A 12,561-nucleotide genomic window follows, 5' to 3' on the forward strand; every position below is an offset into this window, starting at 1 on the left:
GGGCAGGTATCGTCCCAGACGGAAGCGCTGGGCCGCCGCGCCGGGCGCCAGCACGCCCTTGGGCGCCGCCGTCACCGGTCGCATGCCGCCACCGTCCGGAAACCGTCGCGTTTTTCCAAGCCCGGGAGGGCGCCCCGGCCTATCGTAGCCGCCAACCAGACCGCCATCCTGAGGAGAACCGCCATGAAGCTCTATTCCCTGGCCCTGTCGCCCTTCGCCGCCCGGGCCCGCGCGGCCATCTATGCCAAGGACCTGGCCATCGACATCCTAGCCCCGCCGGAGGACTGGCGCACCTCCCCAGCCTTCCGCGCGCTGAACCCCATGGTGCGCGTGCCCGTGCTGGTGCTGGATGACGGCCGGTCCATCCCCGAATCGGGCGTGATCGTGGAGTATCTGGAGGACGCCTTTCCCGCCACGCCCCTGCGCCCCGCCGACCCGGTGGACCTGGCCCGCGTGCGCCTGCTGACCGCCGTGGCCGACCATTATGTGATGCGGGAGACCTTCCCCCTGTTCGGCCTGTTCGACACCAAGACGCCGGATGAGGACGCCATCCAGGCGCAACTGGCCAAGCTGGACACCGGCCTGGGGCAGCTGGACACCTTGCTGGGCCAGGACACGGCGCGCGGCCCCTTCGCCTTCGGTGGCCGGGTCAGCATGGCCGACGCCTGGCTGACGCCCGTGCGCTACACGCTGGAGGGCCTGATCCGCTTTTCCGGCCGCACCCACCTGCTGGACCGCCACCCGGCCGTGGCCGGCTATGCCCGGTCCCTGCGGGAAAGCCCCGCCCTGGCCCGGGTGTGGGATGAGATGGAGGAAGGCTTGCGCGCCTATATGGCCCAGCGCGCCGGCTCATAAGCCGGTACGCATAAATTATCCGATTTTATTGAAGCCACCGGGAAAGGCGGACGGCTTTGTGGTAGGACGGATGCCAGATCGCCGGTGCGGATGACGCCGGCCAAGAAACATCCGGGACAGCTTCACCATGGTCAGCCGCCGCCTTTTCCTCGCCGCCGCCTCGGCGCTTCCCCTGTCGGCCGGCGCCCTCTCCGCCCGCGCCGCCGGCCCGGCCACGAACGACCTTTCCGCCCTGAAGCCCCTGACCACGGGCGCCAAGGCCATCACGGTGGAGGAGCGGCGGGCCCGCATCGCCAAGCTGCAGGACCTGATGGCCCGCCAGGGGGTGGGCGCCTTCCTGGTCGAATCGGGCAGCAGCCTGGATTATTTCACCGGCATCCGCTGGCACCGCTCCGAGCGCACCACCGCCGCCCTGATCCCCGCCAAGGGCGAGGTCGTGGTGGTGACCCCGGCGTTCGAGGAACCGTCGGTGCGCGAAACCCTGCAGGTGGGTGGCGATGTCCGGCCGTGGGATGAGCATGAAAGCCCCTTCCAGCGCCTGGTGCAGGCGCTGAGGGACAGGGGCGTGGCCAACGGCACGGTGGCGGTGGAACCGACCACCCGCTTCTTCATCATCGACGGCATCCGCCAGGTGACCAAGGACTATGACCTGGTGTCCGGCGACGGCCTGGTGCGGGCGTGCCGCATGCACAAGTCGCCGGCGGAGCTGGCCCTGATGCAGGCGGCCAACGACGTGACCCTGGCGGCCCTGCGTTACGCCCACGCCCACACCCGGCCGGGCATGGGGGCGGCGGACATTGGCGCCCTGGTGGACAGTGCCACCGCCGCGCTGGGCGGACGGCCCGACTTCTCCCTGGTTCTGCTGAACGAGGCCAGCGCCTACCCCCACGGCTCCCTCCAGCCGGAGGTGGTGAAGGAGGGCTCCACCGTCCTGCTGGACTGCGGCTGCTCCGTCCACGGCTATCAGTCCGACATCTCCCGCACCTGGGTCCACGGCACCCCCAGCGCCAAGCAGCGCAAGGTCTGGCAGACGGTGAAGCGCGGGCAGGAGATCGCGCTGGAGACGGCCAAGCCCGGCATTCCGGTGGGGGACATCGACAAGGCCGTGCGCCGCTATTACGAGGGGGAGGGGTGGGGCCCCGGCTATCGCCTGCCCGGACTGTCCCACCGCACCGGCCACGGCATCGGCCTGGACGGGCACGAGTCCCCCTATCTGGTGCTGAGCGACACCACCCCGCTGGAGGCCGGCATGTGCTTTTCCGACGAACCCGGCCTCTACATCCCCGGGGAATTCGGCATCCGGCTGGAGGATTGCTGGCACATGACGGACGCGGGGCCGAAACTGTTCACCCCCCTGGCCGCGTCCATCGTCCAGCCGATCTGAGACTTATCGGCCATCCTCGAACACGTGCTCCCGCAGCAGGAAGGCGAGGCCCCGGTCCCAGGACTCGTCCGTGTTGCCCCGGATGTCGACGCTGCCGCCCTTCAGCACCTGGCCGGTGGCGGCGTCGCGGATGCTGATGTTCAGGTTCAGGATCAGGTTGCTGACCTTCTGCACCCAGGCGATGACGGCCACCTGGGCCCCCGCCTGGGTCGCGGCCTCCATGGCGCAGGGTGGGCAATCGCGCGGCGCCGGCAGGGCCGCCAGCCTGGCCGCCACGGGCGCCATGTCCACCAGCCGATAGCGCCCGGATTTCGTCAGCGCCGCCCGCAGGTCCTTCCCCAGCCGCGCCACCCGCGCCGCCTCCTCCGGCGTCGTCTCGGCCAGGGAGCTGTTGACCATCTGCACGTCGAACACCGCCGCGGGCACCGGCGCCTGCGCCCAGGCCGGCCCCGCCAGGGCCATCACCGCCAGCATCACCCAAACCCTGCCCATGAAGCGCCCTCCCCGGTTTGGGCCGCAGCATGGCGCAGATGGGGGCGGAAGGGAGGATGGACTTTGGAAGGAGGAACCTTCCGCCTTCACCCCAAAGGTTGGTTTGCCGCAAGCGGCCCGCGCCTAAAACGCGAGAATCCAAGTTGACCATTCGTTCTCATTATGTTCCAATTCCTCTCATCAGCCTAAGAGACGGAGAACGATATGAACGGTGCGGTCCGCGCCCCGTACGGCCATCGGTTTGCCCAACCGGAAGGCGGGCCGGGCGCCACATGTGATGACCAAGGCCCCCTGTGGAATTCCGTCCGACTGCTGGTGAAGACGGCCTCGGGCTGGGCCCCCCGTCCCGCGGATGAACTGGACGCCCTGCTGGCGGCCGGCACGGGACGGGTGGCGGCCAACGCCGACAGCCTGCACTCCCGCTTGGTGCCGGTCGCCCGGGCGCTGAACGAGGGCAATCTGGCGCAGGCAGTCATTGGAACGCAGTACCTGCCGCTACCACCATTGCCGTCCCTGGCCAAGGCCAGTCCCACCGACCCGCTCCATCCCGGCTGGCCGGCGGGAGAGCCAGATGGTCGAGGCGGCGAGTTCCGGCCCAAGGAAGGCGGACTCAGCGAAGCCGATCAGGCGGAGGTGGATATCGCCGAGCCCAAGGCGCAGGACACTGCCAACATGCGGGCGATGGTGAAGACCACGGCCCGCCGGGCAGCCCGCAATGCCTTCCGCAAGGCCGCCATCAATCTTCTCACCTCCCGCCGCATGGCCCGCATCGCGCTGGAGTTGGCCGGAAACGCCATTCCCGTGGTCGATGTGCTGGCCGATGCGGCCTTGGCCGCGGACATGGTTGAACTAGCCGGTCAATTGACCTCGCTCTCTTCCGAAATCGAAGCCGTCTACGCATATGTCAATGCCGGGGTGCATACGACGGAGGAGCTGATGGTGGCCAGTGAAGAGGTTTCCTTTTCCTCCTACGACGCTTTCAAGAAGCTGGAAGACCTGGAGAAAATGTACGGGCCTGCCGGAGACGGGTTCGAGTACCACCACATCGTCGAACAATCGGCCATCAAGGACGGCATTCCCGTTGAACTGGTGCAATCAACGAAGAACATCGTGCGGATACCCAAGCTGATGCACGAGGAGGTTTCGGCTGTCTTCAATGGTCCCGCCTATGAAGGCGCGACCATCAGTCTACGTGAATATTTGAAAACCGCATCTTTCGAAGAGCGGATGCGCAAGGGATTGGAGGTCATGCGTAAGCTCGGCCTCGTGAAATAGGAGACCCCAAATGACACCCGACGAAAAAGAGGCCCGTATCGCCACCCTGCTTCATGATTTCCGGACGCAAGTCCTGCGCTATTACGAGGCGGATTTGCTGGATAACCATGACGTGATGAAGTCGTGTCTGCCGAAGATGGGCAAGGCAGTGCGTGCCCTAGATCCGGTGGAACCGGATGGACGCATAGCTTTGGCGCCGCTGCTCGACGATCCTGATGACGGCGTCCGCGTCTACGCTGCCGCCTACCTTTTCGGCCGCCTTCCCGATCGGGCGCAGGCCGTTTGGCGTGACGTTCAGTTGAATTCCGATCATCCAACCGCATATCGGAGCGTCATCCGTTTCCAGATCATTGCCGAGTCAAAGCCGGAAGATTTCATCAAGGCCTTCGAGTGATGGAGGGTGCCCCGCCCTGATCATCCCGGTGGCGGTTGCCATCCTGTTTCCCGCCACCGTCCTGGGTGTGATGCTCACGGTCCGCTAACTAGTTGAAAAAAGGCCGGAAAATCCCCCGCCTGACCGGCCTTTCGCCAAACCGGCTCAGCGCCCCAGCGCCTGGTTCACCACCCAGGCCAGGCGCACCCCGGCCATTTCCAGCCGCATGCGCACCAGCGGCCAGCTGATGGTCTCATAGCCCTGGGCCAGGCCCTCGACGCCATCGGATTCCGGCGGGGGCAGCAGGCCGTAGGTGACGTCGCGGGCCAAGCCGTGGCTCTCCTCGGCCCAGGCCTGCACCGCCGGGTCGATGCCCTTCAAGCCCACCTTGGCCGAACCTTTGGGCAGCCAGGCCTTGCCGTCATAGGCGGTGATGTTGGGTTCCAGGGTGGCGGCGGCCGCCTTGGCCTTGGCCAGGTCGATGGAATAGTCCTTGTTCACCGACAGGCCCAGCTCCCGATCGACAATGGAGCCATCCCAGACCGAATGCAGGTTCAGGTGGCCGTTGCGGTCATCGCCGAAGTAGCGGACCTTGACGTCGTTGCCGCCCTTGTCATGGTCGCGCTCGGCCGCGTGCAGGGGCTGGTGCAGGTCGCCCACCAGGTGCACCACCCACTTCAGCGCCGCCAGCCGGGCCTCCGGCGCCGCCTTGGGATCGGCCAGCAGGCGGGCCTGCTCCGGCAGCCGGGCGATGACGCAATTGTCCTCGGCGCAGTCGCGCGCGGCATCGTAGGCGGGCTGGTCGGTGGGCACGTCGACATAGTGCCAGGGCAGCGTGTCGGGCAAGCCGCCCTTGTCCTTGGGCAGATGGCCGACGGTGTCGGGCCAGCTGGCCACCTCATCCAGCGTGTGGTGCCCCTCCAGCGCCAGCAGCTGGTCCACCGCCGCCTTGGCCTTGGGCGTCAGCCGATCCTGCGCGATGTCACCCACGATGGCGTGCCCATTGGGGCCCCAGGCCAGCGCCTGGCTGGCGGACAGGGTAAGGGCGGCGGTGGAAAGAAGCGCGGCGGCGGTGCGGCGAAAGGCGTTCATGGCGGTTCCCGGTCTGGCAAAAGGCCGCCACGTTAACCGGTGAACATTGCGCTGTCATGTCGGCGCTTGGCCGCACGGGCTTTATTACACATGAACAACTGTGCAATATTTGCATAAATGTCATCAATTGGATATCAAGACGCAATCGCATCGTCATCGGGCACCTGTATCAGGCCCCATGGGTAAAAAAAATAACCATGGGTCGGGGTGAAAGATGCGCAACCTTTTCCGGAAACTGTTGCTGGGCACCACGCTGATCGGTCTTCCCCTGCCGGCGGTGGCCCAGAGCGCCGTCGACGTGACGCTGAACGGCACGGTCTTCACCAACCAGGGCTTGCAGGGGGTGGGGCGCCTGCCCGCCAGCCTGAAGGACAAGTTCGGGGAGACCTTCGGCTCCATCTCATCCATGCAGATCGACCTGCATACCTGGCACCGCCTGGCCGACGGCAGCTATGCCGGCACGCTCTACACCCTGCCGGACCGCGGCTACAACGTGGCCAGCACCACCAACTACATCCCGCGCTACAACATCCTGGACCTGACCTTCTCGCCCTACACAGGCACGACGCCGGCGGCGCAGAATCAGATCGGGCTGAGCCTGCGCGACACCATCCAGTTCAAGGACAACGCCGGCACGCCCTTCTCCGGCCTCGATCCGGGTGCCGGTGGGGCCACCAACACCTTCCGCGCCGCCAGCGGCACCTTCCCGAACCTGCCGCAGGCGCCGAACGGGCGCCTGGCCCTGGATCCGGAAGGCTTCGCCTTCAACCGCGACGGCACCATCTGGATCAGTGACGAGTACGGGCCCTACATCTACCGCTTCAACCGCGACGGCACGCTGCTGTCCGTGATCCGCCCGCCCGAGGCGCTGGTCCCCAAGCGCAACGGCGGCGACAATTTCGCCGCCGCCGAGGGCCCCACCCTGCCCATCGTCGGCACCAACCCGCAGACCGGCCGCCAGGACAACCAGGGCCTGGAAGGCCTCAGCCTGTCGCCGGACGGCAAGACCTTGTTCACCGTGCTGCAGTCCGCCGCCGTGCAGGACCTGGACCCGGCCAGCGTCAACACCAGCCGTCGCAACACCCGCCTGCTGTCCTATGACATCAGCAACCCCACCAGCGCCGTGCTGAAAGGGGAATGGGTGGTGCAGCTGCCGATGTACAACAACAATGGCAACCCCGCCGGCGCGTTGAACCGCGTGGCCGCGGAGAGTGAACTGCTGGCCCTGAACAACACCCAGTTCCTGTTGCTGTCGCGCGACGGCAACGGCTATGGCTCCGGCGCCACCCCCAACAGCAGCCCGACCAGCTATTACCGGCGCATCGACCTGCTGGACATCACCGGGGCGACCAACATCGCCGGCACCGCCTACGACACCCCCGGGACGCCCATCGCGCCCAAGGGCGTGCTGACGGCCAGCATCACCCCGGTGCAGTTCGCCAGCTTCGTCGACGTCAACAACGCGGCCCAACTGGCCAAGTTCGGCCTGGTCAACGGCGCCACCAACAACGTCAACTGCCACAGCCAGTGCCTGTCGGAGAAGTGGGAGGCGCTGGCCCTGGTGCCGGCGCTGGACCGCGCCCATCTCGACGACTTCTTCCTGTTCCTGGGCAACGACAACGACTTCGTGACCCAGAAGGGGTATCAGGTGGGCAGCGCCTACGCCGACGCCTCGGGCGTGGAGAATGACACCACCCTGCTGGCTTACCGCTTGACCCTGCCCACCTATGTCGACCCGCTGGCGACGGAAAGCCAGCAGCTGACCGCCGGCCCGCTGGGCCAGGCGCTGGGCGAAACGGCGCTGTCCAGCCAGCGCTCCGCGGCGCGGGACGTGACCGGCCGCACCCAGGCCGCGCGCGCTGGCTTCGCCGAGCGGACGGAAGGCAGCACGCAGATCGCGGCGGGTGGCGACTGGGCCAGCGCCGGTGATCCCGGCGCCGACGGCCGCGTGTCCCGTCCCCGGACCTGGAGCGTCGGCGTCACCGCCGACTACGCCATCACCAGCACGGTGCGCGCGGGCCTGGGCTTCGGCTATGCCGACGACAAGGCCAAGTTCGGTCCATTGGGGAAGGCCGATGGCCAGAGCTGGGCGCTTGGCCCCTATCTCAGCGTGGTGATGCCGGGCGGCTTCTACCTGGACGCCAGCTATCGCCATGTCGACGTGACGCTGAAGGACATCCGGCGCACCACCTTCGCCTATGACCTGACGGCCACCGGCAGCACCTCGGGCCAGGGCGACAACGTGTCGGTGGAGGTCGGCCAGGTCTTCACCGCCGGCGACCTGCGGTTCGGGCCCATCGCCAGCCTGACCTACGACCGGATCAGCCTGGACCGCTGGAGCGAGGACAACGCGCTGCACCTGAACCTGGACCATCCGGACCAGACGATGCACCAGATGCTGGGCAGCCTGGGCGGCTTCATCAGCACACGCCTGGATCTGGGCGGCGTGATCGCCGTTCCCGAACTGAGCGGCGCCTATCAGGCCCGGATCGGTTCGGACGGGCGTCGCGACTACACGACCGTCCTGTCCAACCGGCGCGCCAGCCCGCTGGGCATCCAGACCGCCACCCTGCCCGGGGTCGAGGGCGATGGATGGCGGGTCGGCACCGGCCTGACGCTGGCGCTGACGCCCAGCGTGGCGTTCCTGATCAACGGCGACGCCTCGTTCCTGGATCACGACAAGCCGGCCTACGGCGTGGGCGCGGCCTTCCGCTTCACGCTCTGACGCCCTTCCGGTGCCAGACGCCCGCAGTCGCGGGCCATGGCGGCACGAGTTTATGGCTCGTGCCGCCGGTACAGGAACGCGGCCGGCTTCCGCCATCAGCGCGGGGGCCGGCCGCTTCATTTCAGGCACACGTTTTCACCCAGCCGCAGCCTAGGCCAGGGCGAGACTGTGCCTTGTCGGGGTATGGAGTCCAGGGATGACGAGGGCTTCGGGGGAAATGGCGGAGAGGGTGGGATTCGAACCCACGGAACCATCGCTGGTTCAACGGTTTTCGAGACCGCCCCGTTCGACCGCTCCGGCACCTCTCCGTATTCATTTCCGTGTCCGGCCCCCGTTTGCTGTCGAACGGGAAAGGGGCCGGCTGGCGAAGCGGCGCGGACCCTAGCGGATGCGGATCGCTTGCGCAAGCGCTATGTGCGCCAAAAATTCAAGGCCGCCGGCCCTTCCAGCTGGCGATGACGGCGCCGGCGATGATGAGGGCGCAGGAGGCCGCGACCACCCCGCTGGGCTGGGCGCGGCCGGCCAGGATCAGCAGCAGGGTGGACATGAGCGGCGTGGCGTAGCTGGCGGCACCCAGGGTGTGGATGTCGCCCTTCTTCATGCCGATGTCCCAGACGAAGAACGCCGCCCCCACCGGCCCCAGGCCCATCAGCGCCAGCAGGGCCCACTGTCCGGCGTCCGGCATTACAGTCACCTCCATGACGGCGTGGCACAGGGCCGATAGGGCGGCGGTAGCCAGGCAGAAGAAGGCCACGGCATCGGTGGGCACCGCCCCCAGCAGGCGTGACAGGGCGGAATAGGCCCCCCACGTGACAGCGGCGCCGGCCGCGGCCAGGAAGCCCGGCAGATAGGCGGTATCGACGCTGAGACCGCGCCCTCCGGTGACCAGAAGCACGGTGCCGGCCAGGCCCACGCACGCGCCCAGCACCTGGCGGCGGCCCAGCCGCTCCCCAGGCAGCAGCCCGGCGAACAGCACGATCAGCAGCGGCCAGAGATAGTTGATGAGGTTGGCCTCCGCCGCCGGGGCGGACTTCAGGGCCAGGAAATAGAGGAAGTGATAGCCGAACAGGCCGCCTACGCCCAAGGCCCAGGCGGCCGGCGGCTGGCGCAGCGCCGCCAGCGGGGATCGGCCGCGCGCCGCCATCCAGGCGATGCCGGTGAGGCCCCCCACGGCGAAGGCCACCGCCTCCGTCTCGAACGGCGGGATGGGGCCGGTCAGGGTGGTCAGCAGCGCCAGCGTCGCCCACAGCGCGATGGCGACGGCGCCGATGGCGGTGGCCCGCGCCCGGGTCATGCCCGTGTCGCCGCGCGCCGGATCCTCAACCATTGCCCCACCATGCCTCACCCCCCCCGCTCCCGGGACTGCCGGGCGGCCCAGCCCAGGTCCACCACCGCCTTGATGGACGGCCAGGTCACCAGCCGCCCGCATGTCGCCCGGTCGGCCCACAGCGCCTCGGCCGCGTCGTCACCCGCCGCGGGATCGCCGGACAGGTAGTCGGCCATGATCTCCACGATGGTGAAATGGAAGCGCACAGGGGCCGCCACCTCCGGCCCGGCGCCCGGGGGCCGGGGGTCGCGGGTGATGCCGTCCACCGCCGTCAGCACGGCGGTCGGCCGGCAGGTCACCGCCGTCTCCTCCCGCACCTCGCGGGCGGCCGTCTGGAACAGGGTTTCGCCCAACTCCTGGCTGCCGCCCGGCAGGCACCATTCCCCCGCCAGGGGTGCCTTGGCCCGGCGGATCAGCAGCAGTTGGTCGCCCTTCCACACGAGCACGCCCACGCCGACGCGGGGATGGTCGGGATACAGGTGGGGCGAGGCGGGAGGCTGGTCGGACATGGGGCACCAATGATAAAGGGACGGGCCCGTCGCCGGACCCGCCCCTGTCATACCCCAAAGCACGTGCCTCAGGCCAATGCCTCGCACCACAGTCATTCCGCTCAAATCCTAGGCCGCGACTGCGGCCGCTGGAGAGTTTTGGGGAGCGTAGCGGACTGAAACGCGAGGATAGGACCCGCTCAATACATGTGCTGCCCGCCGTTGATGGACAGCGTGGAGCCGGTGATGAAGCCGGCGTCATCCGCCACCAGGAACAGCACGCCGCGCGCGATCTCCTCCGCCTTGCCCAAGCGGCCGACCGGAATCTTGGCGACGATCTTCTCCAGCACATTGGCGGGCACGGCGCGCACCATGTCGGTGTCGATATAGCCGGGGGCGATGGCGTTGACGGTCACGCCCTTGCCGGCGCCTTCCTGCGCCATGGCCTTGGTGAAGCCGTGGATGCCGGACTTGGCGGCGGCGTAGTTCACCTGGCCGTACTGGCCGGCCTGGCCGTTGATGGACCCGATGTTGACGATGCGGCCGAAGCCACGCGCCCGCATGCCGTCAATGGCCACCCGGCAGGTGTTGAAGCAAGACGCGAGGTTGGTCTGGATGACGTCGTTCCACTGCTCGAAATCCATCCGATGCAGCACGCCGTCGCGGGTGATGCCGGCGTTATTGACGATGATCTCGATCGGGCCCAGGTCGGCCTCGATCTTGCCCATGCCGTGGCGCACGTCCTCGAAATTCGCCACGTCGAAACGGTAGGCCGGAATGCCCGTCCGCTCGGTGAATTCGCGCGCCTTCTGCTCATTGCCGGCGTAATTGGCCGCGACCTTGTAGCCGGCGTCCTTCAACGCCACCGAGATCGCCTCGCCGATGCCGCGGGTACCACCCGTCACCAATGCAACACGCGCTGTCATTTTAATCCTCCCCTTTGCCTAGTCAGAAATCGACCATGAAGTTCAAAGGAACTCTTGCGGGAACCGGCTCACCGCCCGAATCCGGCCCCCATCTCCCCCTGGAAAACGGGCGGCGGCCGTCACGCCGCCGCCCGCCCCAAGGGGCACCTGACTTGTTGCGCAGCCGGAAAGATCAATCCGGGCCGCGCACCCTCAGACCATTCAGTCGCGGGCCACGCACATGGCGATGCCCATGCCGCCGCCGATGCACAGCGTGACCAGCCCCTTCTTGGCGTCGCGCTTCTGCATCTCATGCAGCAGGGTCACCAGCACACGCGCGCCAGAGGCGCCAATCGGGTGGCCCAGCGCGATGGCGCCGCCGTTGACGTTCACCTTGTCCTCCGGCCAGCCCATATCCTTGTTCACCGCGCAGGCCTGCGCGGCGAAGGCCTCGTTGGCCTCCACCAGGTCCAGGTCGGCCACGGTCCAGCCGGCGCGCTGCAGCGCCAGCTTGCTGGCGGGAATGGGGCCGGTGCCCATGATGGACGGGTCGACGCCGGCGGTGGCCCAGGAGACGATGCGGGCCAGCGGCTTCACCCCGCGCTTGGCGGCGTTCTCGGCCGTCATCAACACCAGCGCCGCGGCGCCATCGTTGATGCCCGAGGCGTTGCCGGCGGTGACGGTGCCGTCCTTGGCGAAGGCCGGGCGCAACTTGGCCAGGGTTTCCGCCGTGGTGCCGGCCTTGGGGTATTCGTCGGCCTCGACCACCACGTCGCCCTTGCGGCCGGGCACGGTGACGGAGACGATCTCATCCTTGAAGCGGCCGGCCTTCTGCGCCGCCTCGGCCTTCTGCTGGCTGGCCGCGGCGAAGGCATCCTGGGCCTCGCGGGAAATCTCCCACTTCTTAGCCACGTTCTCGGCCGTCGTGCCCATGTGATAGTTGTTGAAGGCGTCCCACAGGCCGTCCTTGATCATGGTGTCCACCATGCTGGCGTCACCCATCTTGGTGCCGTTGCGCAGGTGGATGGCGTGCGGGGCCTGGCTCATGCTCTCCATGCCGCCGGCCACCACCACCTCGGCCTCACCCAGGCGGATGGCCTGGAAGCCCTGGGCCACGGCGCGCAGGCCCGAGCCGCAGACCTGGTCCAGGGTATAGGCGGTGCGTTCCACCGGCACGCCGGCGGCGACCGACACCTGGCGGGCGCTGTTCTGGCCCGTGGCGGCCTTCAGCACATGGCCCAGCACAATCTCGGACACCTCGGCGGCGTCGACATGGGCGCGGCGCAGGGCCTCGGTGACGGCCACGGTGCCGAGCGCCACGGCCGACAGGCTGCTGAGCGCGCCGTTGAAGCTGCCAATGGGCGTGCGCGCGGCACTGGCGATGACCACTTCGACCATGATGTTCCTCTCTTCCCGAACGATCTCATGCCCCGTTGATCTTAGGGCGGCCCGCCCACCGGCGCCCCTGTCAAGGTTAACGGGGCCGGCGGGAAAAGGCGGTGGAAATTCCGGTGGGGACGGCGGAACGCCTCCCCGTCTCCTAGTCTTGGCCATTTACCAATCCGGGCGCAAGCACGCTCACCACCAGGGGCACCACCAAAGCGCGAAACACCCCTGCGCCCGATTGCATCCTTCGCGCGGAAAT

The 12,561-nt window shown here is 68.0% G+C and carries 11 protein-coding genes and 1 tRNA gene; 5 read left to right on the plus strand and 7 right to left on the minus strand.

From position 1 onward, the window contains the following. Positions 1 to 183 precede the first annotated feature (183 nt). Both I55_RS16255 and I55_RS16260 read left to right on the plus strand, forming a co-directional pair. Entirely contained in the window at positions 184 to 855 is a 672-nt protein-coding gene (locus tag I55_RS16255) for a glutathione S-transferase family protein (protein ID WP_044561631.1), read from the plus strand. A gap of 127 nt (positions 856 to 982) precedes the next feature. Further along, positions 983 to 2,239, plus strand: a complete 1,257-nt coding sequence (locus tag I55_RS16260; protein ID WP_044561632.1) for a Xaa-Pro peptidase family protein — start codon at positions 983 to 985, stop codon at positions 2,237 to 2,239. A 3-nt stretch (positions 2,240 to 2,242) separates the two neighbouring features. On the opposite strand, the gene I55_RS16265 is transcribed toward I55_RS16260, so the two are convergent. After that, positions 2,243 to 2,731, minus strand: a complete 489-nt coding sequence (locus I55_RS16265; protein WP_064742509.1) for a DUF3280 domain-containing protein — start codon at positions 2,729 to 2,731, stop codon at positions 2,243 to 2,245. Between the two features lie 204 nt (positions 2,732 to 2,935). Here I55_RS16265 and I55_RS16270 point away from each other — a divergent pair, with 204 nt between their 5' ends. Together I55_RS16270 and I55_RS16275 are read left to right on the plus strand one after the other, a co-directional pair. Beyond that, positions 2,936 to 4,006, plus strand: a complete 1,071-nt coding sequence (locus I55_RS16270; RefSeq protein WP_044561634.1) for a hypothetical protein — start codon at positions 2,936 to 2,938, stop codon at positions 4,004 to 4,006. Positions 4,007 to 4,016: 10 nt separating this feature from the next. Continuing rightward, entirely contained in the window at positions 4,017 to 4,400 is a 384-nt protein-coding gene (locus I55_RS16275) for a hypothetical protein (protein ID WP_044561635.1), read from the plus strand. Between the two features lie 144 nt (positions 4,401 to 4,544). Here I55_RS16275 and I55_RS16280 read toward each other — a convergent pair whose 3' ends face one another. Continuing rightward, positions 4,545 to 5,471 carry a S1/P1 nuclease gene (locus I55_RS16280; protein WP_083901164.1) on the minus strand — a complete coding sequence of 309 codons (927 nt, stop codon included), beginning with the start codon at positions 5,469 to 5,471 and terminating at the stop codon, positions 4,545 to 4,547. 214 nt (positions 5,472 to 5,685) lie between these two features. On the opposite strand from I55_RS16280, the gene I55_RS35400 reads away from it, so the two are divergent. Further along, positions 5,686 to 8,196, plus strand: coding sequence for an esterase-like activity of phytase family protein (locus tag I55_RS35400; protein ID WP_049974198.1), 2,511 nt, complete (start codon positions 5,686 to 5,688; stop codon positions 8,194 to 8,196). A gap of 218 nt (positions 8,197 to 8,414) precedes the next feature. On the opposite strand, the gene I55_RS16290 is transcribed toward I55_RS35400, so the two are convergent. The 5 genes from I55_RS16290 to I55_RS16310 form a co-directional block, all read right to left on the minus strand. Further along, positions 8,415 to 8,504, minus strand: a tRNA-Ser gene (locus I55_RS16290). A 119-nt stretch (positions 8,505 to 8,623) separates the two neighbouring features. Further along, the gene (locus tag I55_RS16295; protein WP_252181174.1) at positions 8,624 to 9,523 is read right to left on the minus strand and encodes a DMT family transporter; all 900 of its coding nucleotides are present in this window, start codon (positions 9,521 to 9,523) and stop codon (positions 8,624 to 8,626) included. 14 nt (positions 9,524 to 9,537) lie between these two features. Further along, positions 9,538 to 10,032 (minus strand): NUDIX hydrolase, encoded by a 495-nt coding sequence (locus tag I55_RS16300; RefSeq protein WP_044561636.1) that lies wholly within the window; start codon positions 10,030 to 10,032, stop codon positions 9,538 to 9,540. A 179-nt stretch (positions 10,033 to 10,211) separates the two neighbouring features. Then, positions 10,212 to 10,937: an acetoacetyl-CoA reductase gene (gene phbB / locus I55_RS16305; protein WP_044561637.1), complete on the minus strand. Its 726-nt coding sequence runs from the start codon at positions 10,935 to 10,937 to the stop codon at positions 10,212 to 10,214. 201 nt (positions 10,938 to 11,138) lie between these two features. Next, a complete protein-coding gene (locus tag I55_RS16310) occupies positions 11,139 to 12,314 on the minus strand; it encodes an acetyl-CoA C-acetyltransferase (RefSeq protein ID WP_044561638.1) in 1,176 nt (391 codons plus the stop codon). Positions 12,315 to 12,561: the final 247 nt, after the last annotated feature.

This window comes from Azospirillum sp. B4 (assembly GCF_000333275.1).
Taxonomy (GTDB): domain Bacteria; phylum Pseudomonadota; class Alphaproteobacteria; order Azospirillales; family Azospirillaceae; genus Nitrospirillum.